Below are 20,454 nucleotides of genomic sequence, written 5' to 3'. Positions count from 1 at the left end.
CGTCGGACGCCGCCGAAGCGCTCGTTGCTCCCGTCTCCGCCCCTGCCGACGCGGCCGACATGCCGTCCGCCCCGGACGTCCCGCAGGCGCCCGAGGTTGACCGCAAGGTGGAAGCCGTCGAAGCCGCCGAACCCGTTGCAAAGGCCGAAGCTCCGGTCGAGCCCGAAGATTCCGAAGGCGATCTCCCGGGCAACTCCCCCGTGGCGCAGGCGATGACGGGCGACACGGAAGAAAACGGTGCGTTGATGCTTGCTCGCTACGCTTCGCGCGCCTATCTCGAATACGCGATGTCGGTTGTGAAAAGCCGTGCGCTCCCCGAAGTCTCCGACGGGCAAAAGCCCGTGCAGCGCCGCATCCTGATCGACATGGACCGCATGGGGCTCCGTTACGAAAACCGCCCCGTGAAGTCCGCCCGCGTCGTGGGCGACGTGCTCGGCAAATACCATCCGCACGGCGACCAGTCGGTCTATGACGCGATGGTGCGCATGGCGCAGAACTTCTCGCTTCGCTATCCGCTTGTCGCGGGCGAAGGGAATTTCGGCTCGCGCGACGGCGACTCGCAGGCCGCCATGCGTTACACCGAAGCGCGCCTCATGCCGATCGCGGCCCTGCTCCTCGATGAGGTGGACAAAGGGGCGGTCGACTTCGTGCCGAATTACGACGGGAATTTCACGGAACCCGTGGAACTCCCCGCGCAGCTCCCGTTCGTCCTTTTGAACGGCTCCTCGGGTATTGCCGTCGGTATGGCGACCGAAATCCCCTCGCACAACCTGACCGAGGTGGCCGCCGCCTGCACGCTCCTTCTTGAAAAGCCCGAAGCGACGCTCGACGAAGTGCTCGCCCTCATGCCCGGGCCCGACTTCCCGTGCGGCGGTCAGATCATCTCCTCGCGCGACGAAATCCGTCAGGTCTACCGCACGGGTCGAGGCCGTCTGCGCGTTCGCGCGCGCTACCACTTCGAGGAGCTTGCCCGCGGTCAGTGGCAGCTCGTCGTCGACGAACTGCCGCCCGCGTGCTCGTCGAAGCTCGTTCTCGACAAAATCGAGCAGATCACGAACCCGAAGGTAAGAAAAGACAAGAAGTCCCTCACCGCCAAGCAGCAGCAGGCGAAGGGCGCGATGCTCGCCGTGCTCGAACGCGTGCGCGACGAGTCCGGCAAGGACGTGCCCGTGCGCCTCGTCTTCGAACCGAAGTCGAGCCGCATCGACCGGGAAGAGTTCGTGCAGACGCTTCTCGTTCAGACCGAACTCGAGGCGAACGTTCCCGTCAACCTCGTCATGCTCGGCATCGACGGGAAGCCCCGTCAGAAGGGCCTCCTCGAAATCGTTGCCGAGTGGCTCGACTTCCGTTTGAAGACCGTGCGTCGTCGCACGAGCGCCCGCCTTGAGAAGGTGAACGACCGCATTCACGTGCTCGAAGGCCGCTCGATCGCGCTTTTGAACCTTGATCGAGTGATCGAAATCATCCGCAACCACGACGAGCCGAAAGAAGCGCTCATGACGGAGTTTTCGCTCACGGCCCGTCAGGCGGAAGACATTCTTGAAATTCGTCTCCGCCAATTGGCGCGCCTAGCGGCGATTGCGATCGAACGGGAACTCGCCGAACTCACGAAGGAACGCGCTTCTCTCGAGCGGCTCCTCTCGAGCGAAAGCGCCTTGAAGCGCGCGGTCGCGAAAGAAATCGATGCCGCCGCGAAGAAGTTCGGCGACGCGCGCCGCACCGTGATCGAAGAAGCGGCCGTGGCCGCCGCCGAGCCCGCCGTGGCCGACGAACCCGTCACGGTGGTCGTCTCGAAGAAGGGCTTCGTGCGCGCCCGCACCGGGCACGGTCACGACGGTTCGCTCATGAGCTTCAAGATGGGGGACGGCTTCTTGACGCAAGTCGAATGCCGTTCGGTCGACACGCTCGTCGTCGTCGACGACAAGGGGCGCGTCTACAACGTTCCCGTCGCGAGCCTTCCGGGCGGACGCGGGGACGGCTCTCCGCTCTCGGCCTTCATCGAAATGGAACGCGGCAGCGAAGCGGTCGGGTTCCTCGCGGGGCCGCCCGATACGGGCGTCCTTTTCGGGACGAGCGACGGGATGGGGCTTGTGTGCACCCTGGGCGACCTCTCGACCCGCATGAAAGCGGGCCGCACCTTCCTCAAAGTGGCTGCGGGCGAACGGGCGCTTCCGCCCGTCGTGACGACGGGTCGCACGCACGCGGCCTGCCTCTCGGCGCTCGGTCGCATTCTCATCTTCCCGCTCGAAGAAATCCGACGTTTGAGTGCGGGCGGCGTGGGCGTTTCGCTCATGCAGCTTCTGGCGAGTGAAAAGCTCGTCGACCTGAAGGCCGTCGACACCCGAGGGGTCGTCGTCACGGGCACGGGCCGAGGCTCGAAGCCGCGCGAAGTGCTCCTTGCGAAGAAGTCGTTCGAAGACCATCTCCTGCATCGCGCCCGTCGCGGGAAGCAGCTCGCCGCGGCCTGGCGCGCCGAGCGCCTCGAAGCGCTCCCGCTCTCCGAGGGCAACGCGGAGTCGGACGCGGGTGGCTCGTCGCTCGTCATCGAAGTGCTCGAAGAAGAAAAGAAGCTCCTCTGACCGCCTCCGAAACGACACACGCGCCGGGACCGCCCGTCCCGGCGCATCGCAAAATCTGAAAAACCCGAACGGATTTCACAAAACCGCACATGTCGAACACCAACCCGAACCCGATCGGCGCCGCTCCCGAGGCGGCGCCCAAAACGCTGCGCGAGCGCGGGATTCTCTACTTCAAGAGTCTCTCCGCCCGACTGCTTTTGCTGACGCTCCTCTGGGTGAGCTTCATCGTCACGTCGATTGCGTACACGATGATGCTCAACTGGCAACTCGAAGCGAGCGCCGCCGCGAAAGCGGCGACGGGCGAGCTGCGCTACCACGCCTTCCGCGCGGCGCTCGTCGCACAGCCTTCGTACGACGATGCGGCCTTCACGGAGGAGCTTCGCGTCTCGGACCGTCAGTACGAACTTTTGAAGGCGGGCGACCCGTGGCTGCCGCTTGCCATTCCCGAAGATCCCGAGATTCGCAAGGGGTTTGAGGAGCTGGAGACTGCCTGGCGAACGGTGATCGTGCCCGTCGTGCGGGATGCGCGCGAATTGCACCGGCCCGTGCCTATGCAGCTCGTTGAAAGCTACGCGAGAGACGTCTCGCTCCTCGTCGCACAAATCGACGACTATCGCGAGCATTACCTCTGGCAGCTGCGCTACTTGCAGATCCTCCTGATCGTCCTTGCGATCGGGAGCCTCTTTACGATCATGTTCTTGCTGCTTCGCTGGGTGATCCGACCGGTCGAACGCCTGGGCGACGGGATCAAGCGGCTTTCGAGCGGGAACCTCAAAGCGCGCATCGACGTCGGAGGCGAAGACGAAATCGGGCGCATCGCGCGCGGGTTCAATCACATGGCCGACCGCCTCGAAGACCTCTACACGAATCTCGAGCAGAAGGTCGCGGAAAAGACCGTCACGGTCGAAGAAAAGAACCGCCACCTCGCGCAGCTCTACGAGATCACGTCCTTCTTCTCGCAGCAGCGCCCCTTGGAAGAACTCACCGACGGTTTCGTCGAGCGCATCATCCGCTACACCGAAGCGGACGCGTGCCTCGTGAACCTCATCGACGTGCGAAGCGACCGCGTGCACTTGGCGAGCTCCTACGGCGTCTCGCCCGAGTACCTTCAGAAGTACGCCGAGTTGAATTACTCCGACTCGACGATCGACGAGGTGCTGGAGAAAAACTACCCGATCCGCCTGCGCCTTCAGGCGTCCGAGGACGAACACTGGCAGCGTCTCGCCGAGCAGGGGTTCCGCACGGCCTACTGCTTCCAGGTCCGAAGCAGCACGAGCGACGTCGGCATTTATACGCTCCTCTTCCGGAACGAACCGGAACTCGCGAGCCAGCTCGTACAGTTGCTCGAAAGCCTCGCGACGCACCTGGGTGTGGCGATTGCGAACCGCCGCTTGATCGAGCGCGACCGTCAGTTCGCGGTCGTGCAGGAGCGTCAGCTCCTCGCGCAGGGGCTCCACGACTCGATCGCGCAGGCCTTGAGCTTCCTCAACCTTCAGGTGCAGTTCCTCGACGACGCGATCGCGAAAAAGGACGATCAGCTCCGCGACGAATCCCTGAACGCCATCCGCACGGGCGTTCAGGAGTGCTACGAGGACGTGCGCGAGCTGCTCCTCAACTTCCGCGAACGCATCCACAAGGAGGGCTTCGTCGAGGGGGTGCGCACGGTGATCGAACGCTTCGAAGGGCAGTCGCACGTGTCGGCGCGCCTTTCCGTCAACGGCCAGGGGGCGGAGCTCACCGAGCGGCAGAAGCTCCAGGCGATTTTCATCATCCAGGAGGCGCTCTCCAACGTGCGCAAGCACGCTCAGGCCGAAACGGTCGACGTCCGAATCGAAAACGGCGACGACCTGACGGTGAGCATCACGGACGACGGCGTCGGGATCGACGACGAGCTCGTTCAAAAGCGCAAGGGCCAGCACGTGGGCTTGGCGATCATGAAGGAGCGCGCCTCCCGCATCGGCGCCACCGTCAAGGTGGAAAAGGCGAGCCCCATCGGCGGCACCCGCGTGACGCTCTTTTTGCCGGCGTCGGCCCGACACGAAGAAGCGTGACGGTTCGGGACCTCGGTCCCTCCTGACGCCTGACGCTTGCCGCCTGACGCTCGCGTCTTCAGAAAAGCCCCAGTGCCCGTTCGGGTGCCGGGGCTTTTTCAGTTTTGCTGCGTCTCCTTCCCGCGCTCCGCGCTTCTGCGTCGATCGCCCGTCAATCCCCCTTCAGAACGCCCGCCATCACCCCCTTGAACCAGAGGAATTCCGGGTCACGCGAAAGCCGCCGGTGCCAGATCGCGCGCACCTTGTAGTCCCGGCGCCCAAGCGGAGGAATCGGAAGGATTGCGCAGTCCGAAAAGCGTCGCAGCGCCGCCTCGGCCGTGCGCGCCGCAACCGATAGGAGCGCATCCGAGCGCGAGAGGAGTTCCAGGGCCGAGAGAAAGTACGGAACGCTCGGCACGTCGGATGCGCAGCAGGCGTGATAGAACGGCGCAAAGTCGGACTCGTCGTCTTCGTCGAAGGGGCGCGCGACCGCCGAAGAAACGCGGATCTTCGGGTAGGCCGCCAGGTCCCCGAGCGTCAGCTCTCGCTCGCGCGCAAGAGCGAGCAACGGGTGCTCGCGCCGCACCATCGCGACGATGTTGTTCGACGAAAGGACCGCGGACTCGAAGTGCGGCGGCAGCACCTCCTGCGGATAAAAGGCGATGTCGAGCTTTCCGCTTTGAAGGAGTTCGAAAAGCCGCTCGGGCTCGAAGTGCTCGATCGAAACCGAGACGCGGGGCGCGATGGTGTTCAGTCGTTCGATCACGGGAAGGCAGAAAGCGTACGTTGCGTTTTCGCCCGCCCCGATCGTGAAGTGCCGCGCGAGCGTGAGGGGCTCGGGCGCTCCGGGCGGCGACAACTCGCGGGCCACGAGCCGCAGGCGGCGTACGGCGGTTGCAAGGCGCCTCGCTTCGGGCGTCGGCACGAGGTTGGGGTTCGAGCGCACGAAGAGGGGTTCGCCCGCGGCGGCGCGCAGCCGCGCAAGCGTCCGACTCGCACTCGCGCGCGTAAGACCGAATTCGTCGGCCGCATCTTTGAGCGATTCGAGCCGCACGAGCGCTTCGAGAAAGAGAAGGTCGTTGAGCGAAAGTCGAAGCAGACTGTCGGTCGAAGTCGTCGCGGCGTGCATGAGCTCGTCCTCGTGAAGGAGGTGTGAAAGGCAAAAAAGGAGTCGAAAGCCCCGGGACGGCCCCGGGGATGCGCGCGGTCATGATAGCGACTCGGAAACCCGCATCACAAGAAAGCCGCTTCGACCTCGAGCGCACGCAAAAAAAGCGGAGAGATCCCGTCGGACCTCTCCGCGCACGGGAAGGTGTCAAAGAGCGCCGTACGCTCTCAACTCCTTCCCGAACGACGCGATCGCAGCCGGTGATCGCGTCGGGTTTTGTCGGTCAACGCGACTCAGACGTCGGCGTTTTCCTTGCGTTCCTGGGCGCCCTTGTAGGCTTCGCCCCGAACGAGCACGTCGTCCATCGCGGCGATGCGTTCGTCGCCCGAGTACGTGTAGAGCCACAGGTCGTAGTTGGCACCCGCGAGCATATTGAGCGTCAGAGGCTTCATCTTGAACGAAAGGACGAGGTCCGTCTTCCCGTCGCCGTCCACGTCGCGCGCTTCGTGCTTGACGGGCTGAGCGAGCTGCGAGATCACGCCCGTGTTGCCGACCGAGGCACGACCCACGCCCGCGTAGGTGCGCTTCAGGTCGATCTTCGTCGCGTCGAGATCCTTGTCGGAGTAAAGAACGATGTCAACCGTCTTTTCCGACTTCGGGTCGATCGTGTCGGCGAGCACGTTCATCTTGTGCGGCATCAATTCGGCCGTTTCTTCGGCCATGGCGGCGCGGGCTTCGTCAAAGACCGCGACGTTGTAGTCGTGCAGATACGCACGGGCCTTTTCGGGCGAAATCGCAAAGAGGGCCGCGGCGCGCGCTTCGACCGCAGGACGTTCGGCAGCCTGCTTGGCTTCGAGTTCGCGGACGGCTTCCTGACTGTCCTTGAATTCGTCACGCAGGTAGTCGACCGCGTTGGCGTGCGTCACGAAGGACCACACGGGCCAGTCGGCGTCGTAGGAGAAGTGTTCAGGCGTCCCCTTGAACTGCTCGGCCGTGGCGTTCTGCCAATCGAGGAAGGCGGCGCCTTCGGCGGGGCCGGCGAGCGGGTAGAGCGGCACGTACGGCGTTTCGCACGGACGCGCATGGGCGCGCCAGGCCTGCGTCAGAAGCGGGTTCTTGTTCATGACGAAGACGGCGGATTCGTGCGTCGTGGCGCGGCAGATGCCGAGACTGCGGTGGTGGTACCAGCCCGGATCGTCGCCGATGACGGATTCGTGCGTGCGCAGGAGGTCCTTCACGTCTTCAACGCCGAACTTCTTCGAGGGCGTGGCGCTGTAGGGGAACTGTTCGGGATCGGTGATCTTCACGCCGAGGATCTTTTCCCAGGCGAGCGTGTTGCGCGACTGGTTGTAGTCGGCCGAACGGCGTTCCGCGGGAGCGACGGCCGTGCGGAAGTTGAAGTCGTTGTAGACCCCCTTCTTGGCGGGCTTGTAGCGACCCTGTTCGATGGCGCGTTCGATCATGCCCGGAGCGACGATGACGTTTTCCGTGTCCGTGGCGTCGACCTTGTCCATCATGAAATTGTTCGGAATGTAGACGACTTCGTTGTCCTTCACGCGACGGGCAACCCAGGTGTTCCCCTGATGGATGGCGAGCTGCCAGGCTTCGTTCGCGTCGGCGATCGTGTAGGTGCGGCCTTCCGAGAAGTAGCCGTACTTGCCGAGAAGGTCGATGGCGATGTCGACGGCGTTGCGGGCGCTCGCCGCACGTTCGGCCATCAGACGGCGGATGCCGTAGCCGATGCCGCCGTCCTTGACGGGCTGAACGTTTTCTTCGTAGATGCCCGTGCAGGCGTTCGAGACGATCGTGACGCCGTTTTCATTGACGAAGCCGTCCGAGAACGAGGCGCCCGCCGGGTCGTAGGTCTGCGACCAGTAGAAGGCGTAGGTGTGTTCGACCTGCGGGATTTCGGCCGCGGCGGGTTCGAACTTGATCGTTTCGCCCTTCTTGTGGTCCGCGGCGGGAACCCAATATTGGGCCGTGAGAATGCGACCGCCGTTGTCTTCGTTGTGGCCGACGATGATCGTGCCCGTCTGGCTCACGTCCTTGCCGACGATCACCGTCGAGCAGGCGTTGGCGTTGAAGGCGGCGAGGCCGGCGAGAAGGCTCAGAGTGAGCGCGCTGAACTGAAAAGTCTTGGTCATGTGGATTAGCTTGAAATGCCCCTCCGGCCGGTCTTCTCCTCAGTCGACCTGATCCTCCGGAGGATTGACGTTGCCGTATTTGGTCCTGCGGCAAACATCCGCCCATGATATTTCACGCAAACTCAACGAACCATAGGTAGTTATCCTGCAAATTTCCCATGTCGGACGGGTTATCGATTAGGTAAATAGTTGTAGGTGGACGGGTTTGGATACCCCGCGATCGGTCGGATTTCGAGGTTCGGGATGGGGCGCGGTATACGCGACGGAACGTACAACGGTACGGCGGAGGCCCGACCCGCAACGGTCTTGCGGTCGGCGAATAGAATGATCTGAACCCTTTTCGAGCACCACACCGCGGAATGCCCGCGAAAAAAGGAAAAATCAATGAAATATCGAATTGCGATTGCCCCGGGAACGGAAGAGAACCCCGACTACGGTGTGATCGTTCCGGATCTTCCCGGCTGCTACTCGCAGGGGGACGACCTTGACGATGCCGTCACAAAGGCGAAGGCATCCGTCGAACTTTGGATCGAAGGCATGTTGGAAGAGGGACTTCCCGTCCAGCAGCCCTCCGACCCGTCGGAGCTCGCGGCGAGGCCCGAATTCGCAGGCGTCACCTGGGCGAGCGTCGACGTCGATCTCGCAAAGATTGAAGCGAAGCTCGAACGCTGAGGTACCGCCCGCCGAGCGTACTCGGGCGCGCCTTAACGGGGCTTGCGGGCGCTCAACTTGGGTTCTGTTCGGGCGTGCCCCAAAACTTTCTCGAAGTCGCTTCGGATGTTCTCGGCGTCGGCCTCATTGCCGACATACGAACTTTCCAGAAGGGACTCGTCAAATTTCGGTGCTGTCGGCTTCGGTGTGAACATCCGGAAGGGAGCGGTTAGGCCGTCAAGGAGACCGCGCCGGAAGTACTCGAACTTTGAAACTGTGGCGGTTTTCATGTCGTCTATTCTACGTCGCTTCGCGCATCAGGTGCGGGGTGTCGGTCCACCTCACCTGACGCAACCAGGGCAATCCCCGAGGTGTCCCGGGTAGGGCCGCGATCGGTCTCAGCGCTTTTGAAGGGTCAACGTGAAATGCGCCCCCAGGACGTCGAGGGCGTCGTCGATGGCCTCCATGCTGGCGCCGTCCTTCGACAGATCGACGAAACGCTGCACCTGTGTGGCCGAGATGTTGAGGAGCCGCGACAGGTCGGAGAGCCGATAGCGGTTTTCGATCATGTAGTTCCACAGCAGGATCTTTCCCTGCACGCGCGTAGGAACACGAATCGGAATCTCTCCCTCCTGAAGAGGAGACGGAAGAGGGATGATCGCCCGCTTGCGGCGGTAGAAAAGCTCCAGAGCGGCCGGAAAGGCCTGGGCGGCAAACTTTTCGCCCTCTTCGACGGTAGGAGCGTCGTAGACGCACTCGGGGATGTCTCGGCAGGTGCACATGACCTTCCCGTCGACAACTTCGGTTTTTAGACCATAGAACATATAAAATCTCCTCGGAGGTGATTGCCTTGCGCTAATGCCTCGCCGACGACTTCCGGGGAGGGCTTTGGGTTATCGGCGCTTCTTGTTGCAGGACACGGGGGTGACCATGTTTAAATTTCTAGAGGCACTTTTAGATACCTTGAGTACAATCGTGGCTTTTATAGCGGCGATCGTTATTTGTTGGTTCTGCTATTTTCTTGTGTTCTCTTGATAATGATCAATGTTCTCGGGAGTGTCAGGGTTTTTGTGTCCGGGAGGGTTACTCCAGGGGGCAGCCCAATGAGGCTGCCTTTTGTTTTTCGTGATGCGGTATGCCGGACTGATGCGTTAGCGGGGGCTAAGGTGGAGGGGCCCGCGCGGAGCGGCGGGCGCGGGAGGCGCGAGCGGTCTAATCATACCCTCTTGTTTTAATTTACGGCTCTGGTAAACATAAAAGTCGGATTATGCCCCCATCTTAAAAGTCGAGGGGACTGGCTAAAGCCTGAAAAAGTCCTTGAAATTTAAGGGCTTTTTTCTTAACTTCAATAGTGTATGTACAATAAAATAAGCGCTCACTATAGGGGTTGAATCATGGGACGAGCTTTGACCGGGAAACAGCATGTCGGGACGCGACGAGAACGCCGCCCCAATGGTGATGTCTACGTGTATGAGCGCATCACCGGGTACGACCCCAAGGCACGGAAAACGAAGACGCTCTCTACCCGACTTTTGGGCAAGATCCCGGCCGGAACGGAAGAAATGGTCCCGACACGCCCTCGAAAGAAAGCTTCTGAGGGTAAGAAGACGGTCGTCGAGGCGGAGCGCACGCACTTCGGCCTTTGTGCCATCCTCGAATGGACCGGCCGCGAATCGGGCATCGACCAAGACCTGCTCCTCAGCTTCGGCGAGGAAGATGCGCTCAAGCTCGCATCCGTTGCGCGCTACTGGCTTGCAACGGACGGAGCCGCTCTGACTCGGCTCGCCGACTGGCAGATCATGAATCCGCTCCCGTACGCGTACCCGATGACGGAAGACGTCTGCGGCGAGCTCTTCGATACCGTCGGGCGGGACGAGTCCGGCGTTCAGTCCTATTTCCGGCGGCGCGCCGAGCGCGCCGGCCCGAAGGGGCCCCTGCTCGCTCTCGACACGGTCAAGCTCCTCGTGCTCTATTCGACCAAGAGCCGAGAGCCCGTGGCGTTTGTCAAGCAGCCGGGAAACATTCCCGACAATGTCGCGCTCGTCAATGCGCTGCGGCAGCTTGAAGTTCTCGGGTTGCCGTCTCCCGTCACCGTGGTCGACGACGGCCTCTACAGTCAGGAGATCCTCACGCACTTCGCCCGCGATCGTGTGAAGTTCCTCATGCCGGCGAGCAACGCGGACAGCTGGGTGCGCGACGAGATCGATGCGGCGCGAGACGAGCTCTCGGATTTCGCCAATATCTGCCCGTTCGACGCCGAGGTGAGCGGCGTAAAGCACACCCGCACGCGCGAGTTCGCCACCGTGCGCCGACGGCCCGGCGGCCGGAACGCCGTCGGCGAGACCGAGAAGTGCTCCCGCCGGCTCTATGTGCATGTCTTTCATAATCTGGCGGAGGCTCCCGAACACGAGCAGCGCATGCGCCTGGAGCTCCTCTCCCTCAAGGAGGATCTGGAGAACGGAATCGAGGAGTTCCGGCCGTCCGCTCAGAAGCTGATCGATTGCTACCTCACCGTGGCCCGCACCGCGAAGGGCGTCAAGGTCGGGTTCAATATGGCGGAAATCCAAAAGACGAAGCGGTACCGGGGTTACTTCATCCTCGTCAGCAACGCGATCAAGGATCCGTTCGAGGCGCTCGAAGTCTACCGTGCCCGCGAGAAGACCGAGGAACTCTTCGCAACCTACAAGGAGGGTTTCAACGGGAACGAGCCGAGAAGGCCGCGTCCGGAAAGCCTCCGCGGCCGCCAGTTCGCTCAGTTTGTCGGTCTGGGATACCACGGCTTTCTGACGAAGCGGATCCTCGACCTCCGGGCGAAGCTCGGCACCCCCGAGCCTGCGAAGTCGAAGGACGAATTGGGGCTCGAGATGGAGCTCCGCTCGTGGCTCGAGGAAACTTCGCTGATCGGGATTTTGGACCGGTTCCGTTGCATCGATTTCATCACCGCAACGGGAGGCAAGCAGTCCGCGAGCTGGACGACGGAGACAACCCGACGCGACGAACTCTTCTTGCGGTTGCTCGGCGTCACGGCCTGAGAAAACGCAAGGGCTCGCTCGTCTTCGGCATTGAGTCCGCCCCGATCGGGGGATCGATCGGTAACGGTGTTTCAGGACCTCCGATCTTCCTGTAAATCGTGAGTTAAGGGGGTTTTAGCTTTTTCGTAACGGTCTTTTTGGGTGCTTCTGGCGGCGTTTGCGCGGTTTTTGGTTGCGCCCTGTTGATCCCCTGTGTCGCAGGGAAATTGACCCTGAAAAAAGACCGTTACAAAAACCGTTGCGAGTGAACGGCTGCCCATGCCCTCTCAAGACCTCTTCGAATGTTGTGCAAGATGAAACCCCCCCGAGTTTTCAGGAAACTCGATCTTGCAACTCAACGGCTGTGTGTTTCCGAGGCATTCTCTTGCTTCACTTTGTCGATGCTTCTTCGAAGATCACGCTCGACTCGTCGATAGTCCGCGAGCAGTCGTCGTCTGTCATCGGAGAACGGCGTGCGACTGTTTTCAGGATACCCCTTTGTAATCAAGGGGCTACCCAGGGCAGCCATGCCGTTCGCGAGAATCCGCAGGACGGAAGTCATGAAAACCTCCTTGGAATATAGCTGAAGGTATTGTAGGCAACTTTAAGTTGCTACGCTCCAATCGGCATGCGCTTGTTGGTGTTTTACTGAAAACATCATTGTTGACGCGTTTGCCGTGATCTTCCGGTTGTGAGTTGGCACGCGCAAGGCTCCGCATCCCATGTAGGAGAACGCGCACGGGGCCTTGCGTGTGCCGCCCGGACGGGCGGCTCGGTTGACAATTGAAAACCCCTGAGCGCCGGGGCATCTCAGGGGTTTGGGTTCTTCTCAGAACGTCTTAGAACCTAATGGGGTCACTCCCACTCGATCGTGGCGGGGGGCTTACCCGAGACATCGTAAACAACGCGGTTGATACCGCGGACTTCATTGATGATTCGGTTCGAGACCTTGCCGAGGAGATCGTAGGGGAGGTGGCTCCAGTGCGCGGTCATGAAGTCGGACGTTTCGACGCAGCGCAGGCTCACGACCCATTCGTAGGTGCGGCCGTCGCCCATGACGCCCACGGACTTCACGGGGAGGAAGACGACGAACGCCTGGCTCACCTTGTCGTAGAGATCGGCGGCGCGCAGTTCTTCGATGAAGATGGCGTCGGCTTCGCGCAGAAGGTCGGCGTATTCGCGCTTCACTTCACCGAGGATGCGAACGCCGAGACCGGGACCCGGGAAGGGGTGACGGTAGACCATTTCGGCGGGAAGGCCGAGTTCGACGCCGAGTTCGCGGACTTCGTCCTTGAAGAGGGAGCGCAGCGGCTCGAGAAGCTTCAGGTGAAGCGTGTCGGGGAGGCCGCCCACGTTGTGGTGCGACTTGATGGTCTTCGCCTTCTTCGTCTTGGCGCCCGCGGACTCGATGACGTCCGGGTAGATCGTGCCCTGAGCGAGCCACTTGGCGGCGGTGAGCTTCGAGGCTTCTTCCTGGAAGATTTCCACGAATTCGCGGCCGATGATCTTGCGCTTCTGTTCGGGATCGGTCACGCCGGCAAGGGCGTTCATGAAGCGATCCACGGCATCGACGACGATGAGCTTGAGGCCCATGTTCTTTTCGAACGTTTCACGAACCTGTTCGCGTTCGTTCTTGCGCAGCAGGCCGTTATCGACAAAGACGCAGGTGAGCTTCGAACCGATGGCGCGGTGGATGAGCGCGGCGGCAACCGAGCTGTCGACGCCGCCCGAGAGGCCGAGGATGACTTCTTCGTCGCCCACCTGTTCGCGGATCGACGCCACGGCTTCTTCGATGTAGTTGCCCATGACCCAGTCGGGCGAGCACTTGCAAATGTCGATGACGAAGCGCTCGAGCATTTCGCGCCCCTTCACCGTGTGGGTGACTTCGGGGTGGAACTGAAGCGCGTAGAAGCCCTTTTCTTCGTTGCACATGCCGGCGATCGGGCACGAAGGGGTCGAGCACATCACCTTGAAGCCCGGGGGCAGTTCGGTCACCTTGTCGCCGTGCGACATCCAGACCTTGAGCATGCCGTGACCGTCTTCGGTCTTGAAGTCTTCGATGCCTTCGAGCAGACGGGTATGACCGTGAGCGCGCACTTCGGCGTAACCGAATTCGCGCTTCGTGCCGCTTTCAACGCGACCGCCGAGCTGCTGGGCCATCGTCTGCATGCCGTAGCAAATGCCGAGAACGGGCACGCCGGCTTCGAAGACGGCGGGGCTCGCCTGGTCGTTGCTTTCTTCATAGGCGCTCATGTGCGAGCCCGAGAGGATGATGCCCTTCGGGTTGAATTCGCGAATGAAGTCGGCGGAGACGTCGTTCGGATGCACTTCGCAGTAGACGTGCGCTTCGCGCACGCGACGGGCGATGAGCTGCGTCACCTGGCTGCCGAAGTCGAGGATGAGAATACGGTCGTGAGACATAGGAATAGTCGGATCCGTAGGGAGAGTTGAAAAACCGGTGCGGTCTCGTCCGGCGCGCGCCGTCGGGGCGCTCGGCGGAGAGAAACAGGGGGGCCTGAAAGCCCCGCGCGGAACGGCACGTATTGTAACAGTTCCGCATCGGGGCTTTCTCGTAGAAGCCCCTCGGCGAAGCGTACGCGGCTCGGAAAACAAGAACGCCCGGGCGGGTTTCCTTGTGCGGAAACCGCTCGGGCGTCGTGCGGGAAAGGAGGAGCGCGGCTCCTCCTTTCGTCGGCGTGCGATTAGTGTTCGCGACGGTAGTTCGGAGCTTCCTTCGTGATCGTCACGTCGTGGACGTGCGATTCGCGCAGACCGCCCGCGGTGATTTCGACGAACTGGGCGCGGGTGCGCATTTCGTCGATCGTGCGGCAGCCGCAGTAGCCCATCGAGGAGCGCAGACCGCCGATCATCTGATAGATGATCGCGGCGATCGGGCCCTTGTAGGGAACCATGCCTTCGATGCCTTCGGGAACGAACTTGTCGAGGTTGCCCTGGTTGTTGTCCTGGAAGTAGCGGTCGGCGGAACCCTTGCCCATGGCACCGAGCGAGCCCATGCCGCGGTAGGACTTGTAGGAGCGGCCCTGCGAGAGGATCACTTCGCCCGGAGCTTCGTCCGTGCCGGCGAACATGCCGCCCATCATGACGACGTTGGCGCCCGCGGCGATCGCCTTGGCGATGTCGCCCGAGAAGCGGATGCCGCCGTCGGCGATGCAGGGAACGCCCGTGCCCTGGAGGGCTTCGGCGACGTTGCTGATCGCGGTGACCTGGGGAACGCCCACGCCGGCGACGACGCGCGTCGTGCAGATGGAGCCCGGGCCGATACCAACCTTGACGCCGTCGGCGCCCGCATCGACGAGCGCGAGAGCGGCCGCGGCCGTGGCGATGTTGCCGCCGATCACCTGGAGGTTGGGATAGTGTTCCTTAACCCACTTCACGCGGTTGAGAACACCCGAGGAGTGGCCGTGGGCCGTGTCGACGACGATGACGTCGACGCCCGCGTCGACGAGCTTTTCAACGCGTTCTTCGGTGCCCGCACCGACGGACACGGCGGCGCCCGCAAGGAGCTTGCCCTGGCTGTCCTTGGCGGCGAAGGGGTGGTCGGTGGCCTTGGTGATGTCCTTCACCGTCATGAGGCCCGCAAGCTTGAAGTCGTCCGTGACGACGAGCACGCGTTCGAGACGGTGCTTGTGCATGAGACCCTTGGCTTCTTCGAGCGAGGCGCCTTCGTGAACCGTCACGAGACGTTCGCGCGGGGTCATGACTTCACGCACGGGGATCGACATGCGGGTTTCGAAGCGCAGGTCGCGGTTCGTGACCATGCCGAGCACGGTGTTGTCGGCGGCGACGACCGGAAGACCGGAGATGCGGTGTTCGCGGGCGATGGCGATCACGTCGCCCACGAGCATGTCGGGACCGATCGTGATGGGTTCGGAGACGACGCCGGCTTCATGGCGCTTCACCTTGGAGACTTCGGCCGCCTGCTGATCGGCGGACATGTTCTTGTGGATGAAGCCCACGCCGCCTTCCTGAGCGAGCGCAATGGCGAGGCGCGACTCCGTCACCGTGTCCATGCAGGCGGAGACCATCGGAATGTTGAGACGGAGGTTCCGCGTCAGATTCGTCTGAAGCTGCGTGTCGCGGGGAAGAACGTCGGAGTAGGCGGGGACGAGAAGAACGTCGTCGAAGGTGAGGGCCTTCTGGATGAGTCGCATAACAACCTCTTAGCGCAAAAAAAAATAGGGTCGACCGACTTGAGGGACGATTCGACGCATATTTTGTGGAATGGGGGTTCCTCGTACGCGAACGGGCAGGGGTTCGCGTCGCTGTTTTCAAGGGAGCTCGACCCGGGTCTCGAAGCCCGCGGGAGCAGCCGGAGAAAACCGGAGATTGATTGCGGACGAAGTGTACCCTTTTTCCGCGCCGTTGTGGGGAATACGGGCAAAAAAAATATCCCCCGACGAAGATTTTCGTCGGAGGACGAGGAAAAAAGGTCGAATTCGACCGATTCCGGTGCGCTTCGGGCGGTCTCAGGCCGACTTGTGCCCCGCGTAGAGCGCGTCGATTTCGTGCGCGTAGCGCTTCGCGATCGCGGCGCGGCGCAGCTTCATCGTGGGAGTCAAAAGACCTTCCTCGACCGTGAAGGGCTCGCGCAGAATCGCCACGGCGCGCGGAATCCCGTAGGAGGGGAAGTCCTTGGCGGCCGCACGCACGCGTTTTACCACAAGGCGCGTCATGGCGCGGTTCGTGAGCGTGGCGGGATCCTCGGGGTCGAGCTGCATTTCGTCGCAGAGTGCGCGCCAGCGTTCGGGTTCCACAACGACGAGCGCGCTCACGAACGGGCGATTTTCGCCCAGAACGAAGACCTGCGCGAAGAGGTGATCTTCCTGCAGGGCGAATTCGAGGTCGACGGGGGCGATCTTTTCGCCCGTCGACGTGACGATGATTTCCTTGATGCGCCCCTTGATGCGCACGCGGCCGCCGTCCGTGAGGTCGGCCTGGTCGCCCGTGCGGAACCAGCCGTCTTCGGTGAAGGCCGCGCGCGTTTCGGCGGGCTTGCCCCAGTAGCCCTTCATGACCTGGGGACCGCGCACTTGAAGTTCGTCGTTTTCGCCGATGCGCACTTCGGTACCGGGGACGGGGAGCCCCACGCAGTTCGGATGGTTCTTGAGCGCGGACGTGAAGGAGACGATCGGGCTCGTTTCGGTGAGGCCGTAGACCTGCTGCACGGAAACGCCCATCGCGCAAAAGAATTTCGCGACCGTGTAGTTGAGCGAAGCGCCGCCCGCAAAGGTCGCACGAAGGCGCCCCCCGAAGAGCGCGCGCACTTCGGCGCCCACTTCCTCGTCGAGCATCTTCGCGACCGTCTCGTCGAGCCCCGAGCGCTCCGACTCGACAACCGGCAGGTCGTTCTCGCGGCAGAAGCGCCGCCAGCCCACTTCGAGCGCCCAGTCGAAGAGGCGTCGTTTTTCTTCGGAGCGCTTCGAGAGGTCGAGCTGCAGCTTCTGATAGATCCGTTCGTAGACGCGCGGCACCGAGCACATGAGCGTGGGCTTCACGTCGGTAAGGTCGTTTTCGATGTTCGCGACCGATCGCGCGAACGCCATGGCCGAGCCGTGCGCGACCGAGACGTAGTGCGCGACGGTGCGCTCGAACGTGTGCGAGAAGGGAAGGAAGCTCAGGAAGAGGTCCTTTTCCGTCACGGTGAAGACGCTCGAAATCTGCTTCACGTTCGAGACGAGGTTGCGGTGCGTGAGCATGACTCCCTTGGGGCGACCCGTCGTCCCCGACGTATAAACGAAGCCCGCGAGGTCGTCCGCGCCCGGACCCGCACAGAGTTCGTTGTCCGCCACGCGGTTGCCGCGCGCAAGCCACGCTTCGACGCCCGAAAGCAGAGTTGTGCCGTCGAGCGCGTCGACGAGCTCGTTCGTGAAGACCACTTCCCGAAGGTCGGGGAGTGCCTCACCCGTCGCGCGAATGGCGTTCCAGCGGGCGCGCGAGGTCGTCACGAGAAAGCGGCTCCCGCTGTCGCGCAGGATGTAGGCGGAACTCCCCGGCGTGTCGATCGCATGAAGCGGCACGGGAACGAGAGCGTTCGCGAGCGCCGCCTGATCGAACGTCACGGCGTCGAGCGAGTTCGTAAGCAGCATCGCCACGCGGTCGCCCGCCTTGAGACCCATCGCGTGAAAGGCGCGCCGCCAGCGCATGACGCCTTCGTAAAAGTCGTGCCAGGAGGTCGAAATCCAGGCGTTTTCCTGGTAGTCGAACTGACGGAAGGCTTCGCGCTCGGAATGGACTCTCACGGTGCGGCGGAGCATTTCCGGAATGGTGTGAAGCGTTTTAAGCGGGCAGGGAGCGCACGTCGTTACGTTCGTCGTGTTCTCTTCGGTGGGAGCGGACGGTTGCAAGGCGGAATTCCTCCGAGGTACGGCCGGGCGGGAAAGTCGAGAGACTCGACGCCCTTCCCGAAGGGGGCGTCGAAAGCGAAATATTGTCGCGAAAAAGCCGGCGCGCGAACGCCGGCTTTCCTAAGGGTTAACGCGAAGGTCGACGGATCGACCGTCGCGTCGATCGATCTCGTCGCGTTACTTCGCGACGAGATCGTACAGCGCGTCGATTTCGTCGACGTAGCGCTGACGGATGATGTTGCGCTTCAATTTGAGGGTTGGGGTGAGAAGACCGTTGTCGATCGACCAGGGCTCGCGCAAGAGCTTCACCTGACGCGGCACGCCGTAATTCGGGAAGCCCGACGTGGCGAGCTTGATGCGCTTGAGAGCGGCCTGACGCACGGGCTTCGCGTCGAGCGACGCGTCGTCGTCGGGGTCGAGCCCGAGTTCGTCGCACAGAGCCTTGAAGGCTTCCGGGTTGACGACCGCAAGCGCGGCGATGTAGGGCTTGTCGTCCCCGACCACCATCGTCTGCGCGAAGAGGCGGTCGGTTTCGATCGCGGCTTCGAGGTCCGAGGGCGGCACCTTTTCACCCGTCGACGTGACGATGATTTCCTTGATGCGGCCCGTGATGCGGATGTGCCCGTCGCTGTAGATTTCGGCCACGTCGCCCGTCTTGAGCCAGCCGTCGTCGGTGAAAATCGCGCGCGTGGCGTCTTCGCGGTTCCAGTACCCCTGCATGACGGAGGGACCGCGCACCTGCAATTCACCCCCGTCGCCGAGTCGGACTTCGAGGTTTTCAAGAGCCGGCCCGACGGTGTTCGGGTGGTTCGACCCCTCGCGGTTGACGGCGATGATGGGGCTCGTTTCGGTCATGCCGTAACCCTGGAAGATGTCGACACCGAGCGCGAGGAAGACCTTCGCGACGGGGGTCGAAAGGGCGGCGCCGCCCGAAATGTAGAGGTGAATGCGGTCGCCGAAGACGGCGCGCAGCGTTTTGCCGATCTTGCGGTCGAGAAAGCCCGCGACGAAGGGGTCGAGCCAGGCGCGCCCCGAGGGTTCGACGGGAAGACCGTTTTGACGGCAGAAACGACGCCACCCCGCCTCGACCGCCCAGTCGAAGAGGTAGCGCACGTACGCGGGCTTTTTCGCAAGCCCGTCGCGCAGCTTTCCGTAGATCATTTCATAGACGCGCGGTACCGACATGAGCACGGTCGGACGGATCGTCTTCAGGTCTTCCGAGAGCGTCGCGATCGAGCGGTTGAAGGCGGTCGTGTACCCGAGACCGAGCGCGAGGTAGTAGGAGGTCGTGCGCTCGAACGTGTGCGAGAGCGGCAGGAAGGAAAGGAGCGTTTCGTGCTCGTCCGGGTGGAGCGAGCGCAGAACGCCGCGCACGTTCGAGAGGATGTTGCGGTGCGTGAGCATCACGCCCTTCGGGTTCCCGGTCGTGCCCGACGTATAGACGAGGCAGGCGAGGTCCGTCGCCTTGGGCCCTTCGGGCAACGGCGCGCGGGGCGTGCGCTCGAGCCACGTCGCAAGACTCAGAACGGGAATCGGCCCCGTTTCGTCGTCCGCATCCTCGTCGTCCGTGATTACCACGAGCTTGAGGTTCGGCGTCTCGGCCGCTTCGCGGATCCCCTTCCACTTGAGCTTCTTGTTCGTCACGAGCACTTCGGCGCCCGAGTCGTTCAGGATGTAGGCCGAGGACTTGGGCGTGTCGATCGCGTGCAGCGGCACGGGAACAAGCGCGTTCGAGAGCGCCGACTGGTCGAAGTAGACGGCGTCGACGCAGTTGGGCAGGAGCATCGCCACGCGGGCGCCGCGCGCGAGACCGAGCCCCGCGAAGGCGTGGCGCCAACGCAGCACTTCGTCGAACGTTTCCTTGAAGGAGATGTCGCGCCAGCTCTTCGTCGAGGCATCCCACTGCTTGTAGGCCGTATCGTCGGGACGCTTGTCGAGATGATGGGTGAGCAGTTCGGGGAGCGTGGTGAGGAGGTCGAGCGCTTTGACGCGCTCGCGGCCGCCGTAGTTTTCTTCGTCGATCATGGATTTTCGTGAGGAATGGGGCACAAAAGCGCGCAGTACGCGCACGAGATGCCCGGCTTCGTATCGTGTGGCGGGTAGTGTACCGCGTGGTGTGCGACGGGCCTTCCCGCTCTTCGATCCTATTCCCGATGGAAGGGACGCGGGATCATCCGTACGGATGATTGCGTGTACGCGGGCGTCGACGCGGGAAGTCGGCTGTGGGTACGTATAAATACGTAATCACGGAGACGTTCGGACGCCCTTTTCCGATCGGATCGGTCGAAGGCATCAAACGAAAGCGCGTTCGGCGGTTGGGGATTTTCTTACCTATAAGGAGATAAAAACAGGGCGTAAACAACTGGAAACGAGGCGTAAACTCACAAAAAAGACAATTTGCGCATCCGTATGACGGGGTGTAACTTAGGTCCTGCAGCACGCGAAAGCTCCATGCGTTGCTCCTCAAGCGCACGTCGGTTGTGGTTGGTCCTGCTTCCGACAAAACAAACGAAGCTGCACGACGAGAAAAGGCTGATGACGGATAAAGGGACCGTCGTCAGCCTTT

General features: G+C 62.4%; 12 protein-coding genes. 4 read left to right on the top strand and 8 right to left on the bottom strand.

All coding sequences use genetic code 11. The annotated features are described in order from the left end of the window. The first annotated feature begins 212 nt into the window (after window positions 1–212). Together parC and S6FBBBH3_RS09015 are read left to right on the top strand one after the other, a co-directional pair. Window positions 213–2,579: a DNA topoisomerase IV subunit A gene (gene parC / locus S6FBBBH3_RS09020; protein WP_232008859.1), complete on the top strand. Its 2,367-nt coding sequence runs from the start codon at window positions 213–215 to the stop codon at window positions 2,577–2,579. A gap of 89 nt (window positions 2,580–2,668) precedes the next feature. Further along, window positions 2,669–4,630 carry a HAMP domain-containing protein gene (locus S6FBBBH3_RS09015; protein WP_120177431.1) on the top strand — a complete coding sequence of 654 codons (1,962 nt, stop codon included), beginning with the start codon at window positions 2,669–2,671 and terminating at the stop codon, window positions 4,628–4,630. Window positions 4,631–4,781: 151 nt separating this feature from the next. On the opposite strand, the gene S6FBBBH3_RS09010 is transcribed toward S6FBBBH3_RS09015, so the two are convergent. Continuing rightward, window positions 4,782–5,738: a LysR family transcriptional regulator gene (locus tag S6FBBBH3_RS09010; protein ID WP_120177430.1), complete on the bottom strand. Its 957-nt coding sequence runs from the start codon at window positions 5,736–5,738 to the stop codon at window positions 4,782–4,784. A gap of 272 nt (window positions 5,739–6,010) precedes the next feature. Then, on the bottom strand, window positions 6,011–7,861 hold the full coding sequence (locus S6FBBBH3_RS09005) for a C69 family dipeptidase (RefSeq protein WP_120177429.1): 1,851 nt from the start codon (window positions 7,859–7,861) through the stop codon (window positions 6,011–6,013). 384 nt (window positions 7,862–8,245) lie between these two features. Between S6FBBBH3_RS09005 and S6FBBBH3_RS09000 the strand changes: the two genes are divergently transcribed. Continuing rightward, window positions 8,246–8,533, top strand: a complete 288-nt coding sequence (locus S6FBBBH3_RS09000; RefSeq protein WP_120177428.1) for a type II toxin-antitoxin system HicB family antitoxin — start codon at window positions 8,246–8,248, stop codon at window positions 8,531–8,533. A 377-nt stretch (window positions 8,534–8,910) separates the two neighbouring features. Here the strand turns inward: S6FBBBH3_RS09000 and S6FBBBH3_RS08990 are convergent, their stop codons facing one another. Next, window positions 8,911–9,294, bottom strand: coding sequence for a helix-turn-helix domain-containing protein (locus S6FBBBH3_RS08990; RefSeq protein WP_170143906.1), 384 nt, complete (start codon window positions 9,292–9,294; stop codon window positions 8,911–8,913). 612 nt (window positions 9,295–9,906) lie between these two features. Here S6FBBBH3_RS08990 and S6FBBBH3_RS08985 point away from each other — a divergent pair. After that, a complete protein-coding gene (locus S6FBBBH3_RS08985) occupies window positions 9,907–11,544 on the top strand; it encodes an IS1634 family transposase (protein ID WP_120177425.1) in 1,638 nt (545 codons plus the stop codon). 334 nt (window positions 11,545–11,878) lie between these two features. Here the strand turns inward: S6FBBBH3_RS08985 and S6FBBBH3_RS11020 are convergent, their stop codons facing one another. The 5 genes from S6FBBBH3_RS11020 to S6FBBBH3_RS08965 form a co-directional block, all read right to left on the bottom strand. After that, window positions 11,879–12,085 carry a hypothetical protein gene (locus S6FBBBH3_RS11020; protein WP_123957691.1) on the bottom strand — a complete coding sequence of 69 codons (207 nt, stop codon included), beginning with the start codon at window positions 12,083–12,085 and terminating at the stop codon, window positions 11,879–11,881. Between the two features lie 293 nt (window positions 12,086–12,378). Then, window positions 12,379–13,944 carry a glutamine-hydrolyzing GMP synthase gene (gene guaA / locus S6FBBBH3_RS08980; protein WP_120177424.1) on the bottom strand — a complete coding sequence of 522 codons (1,566 nt, stop codon included), beginning with the start codon at window positions 13,942–13,944 and terminating at the stop codon, window positions 12,379–12,381. Between the two features lie 281 nt (window positions 13,945–14,225). Continuing rightward, window positions 14,226–15,695: an IMP dehydrogenase gene (guaB, locus tag S6FBBBH3_RS08975; RefSeq protein ID WP_120177423.1), complete on the bottom strand. Its 1,470-nt coding sequence runs from the start codon at window positions 15,693–15,695 to the stop codon at window positions 14,226–14,228. 315 nt (window positions 15,696–16,010) lie between these two features. Beyond that, a complete protein-coding gene (locus S6FBBBH3_RS08970; protein ID WP_120177885.1) occupies window positions 16,011–17,798 on the bottom strand; it encodes an AMP-dependent synthetase/ligase in 1,788 nt (595 codons plus the stop codon). A 267-nt stretch (window positions 17,799–18,065) separates the two neighbouring features. Further along, window positions 18,066–19,913, bottom strand: coding sequence for an AMP-dependent synthetase/ligase (locus S6FBBBH3_RS08965; protein WP_120177422.1), 1,848 nt, complete (start codon window positions 19,911–19,913; stop codon window positions 18,066–18,068). Window positions 19,914–20,454 lie beyond the last annotated feature (541 nt).

This window comes from Sutterella megalosphaeroides (assembly GCF_003609995.1).
In the GTDB taxonomy this organism is placed as follows: domain Bacteria; phylum Pseudomonadota; class Gammaproteobacteria; order Burkholderiales; family Burkholderiaceae_F; genus Sutterella; species Sutterella megalosphaeroides.
The sequence above is the reverse complement of the archived record's forward strand: the minus strand, read 5'-3'. Positions and strand labels throughout refer to the sequence as shown.

Bases quoted from the DNA above. Each gene is read 5' to 3' on its own strand.
- parC (WP_232008859.1), top strand. From the start codon at position 213: ATGACGGGCGACACGGAAGAAAACGGTGCGTTGATGCTTGCTCGCTAC.
- S6FBBBH3_RS09015 (WP_120177431.1), top strand. From the start codon at position 2,669: ATGTCGAACACCAACCCGAACCCGATCGGCGCCGCTCCCGAGGCGGCG.
- S6FBBBH3_RS09010 (WP_120177430.1), bottom strand. From the start codon at position 5,738: ATGCACGCCGCGACGACTTCGACCGACAGTCTGCTTCGACTTTCGCTC.
- S6FBBBH3_RS09005 (WP_120177429.1), bottom strand. From the start codon at position 7,861: ATGACCAAGACTTTTCAGTTCAGCGCGCTCACTCTGAGCCTTCTCGCC.
- S6FBBBH3_RS09000 (WP_120177428.1), top strand. From the start codon at position 8,246: ATGAAATATCGAATTGCGATTGCCCCGGGAACGGAAGAGAACCCCGAC.
- S6FBBBH3_RS08990 (WP_170143906.1), bottom strand. From the start codon at position 9,294: ATGTGCACCTGCCGAGACATCCCCGAGTGCGTCTACGACGCTCCTACC.
- S6FBBBH3_RS08985 (WP_120177425.1), top strand. From the start codon at position 9,907: ATGGGACGAGCTTTGACCGGGAAACAGCATGTCGGGACGCGACGAGAA.
- S6FBBBH3_RS11020 (WP_123957691.1), bottom strand. From the start codon at position 12,085: ATGACTTCCGTCCTGCGGATTCTCGCGAACGGCATGGCTGCCCTGGGT.
- guaA (WP_120177424.1), bottom strand. From the start codon at position 13,944: ATGTCTCACGACCGTATTCTCATCCTCGACTTCGGCAGCCAGGTGACG.
- guaB (WP_120177423.1), bottom strand. From the start codon at position 15,695: ATGCGACTCATCCAGAAGGCCCTCACCTTCGACGACGTTCTTCTCGTC.
- S6FBBBH3_RS08970 (WP_120177885.1), bottom strand. From the start codon at position 17,798: ATGCTCCGCCGCACCGTGAGAGTCCATTCCGAGCGCGAAGCCTTCCGT.
- S6FBBBH3_RS08965 (WP_120177422.1), bottom strand. From the start codon at position 19,913: ATGATCGACGAAGAAAACTACGGCGGCCGCGAGCGCGTCAAAGCGCTC.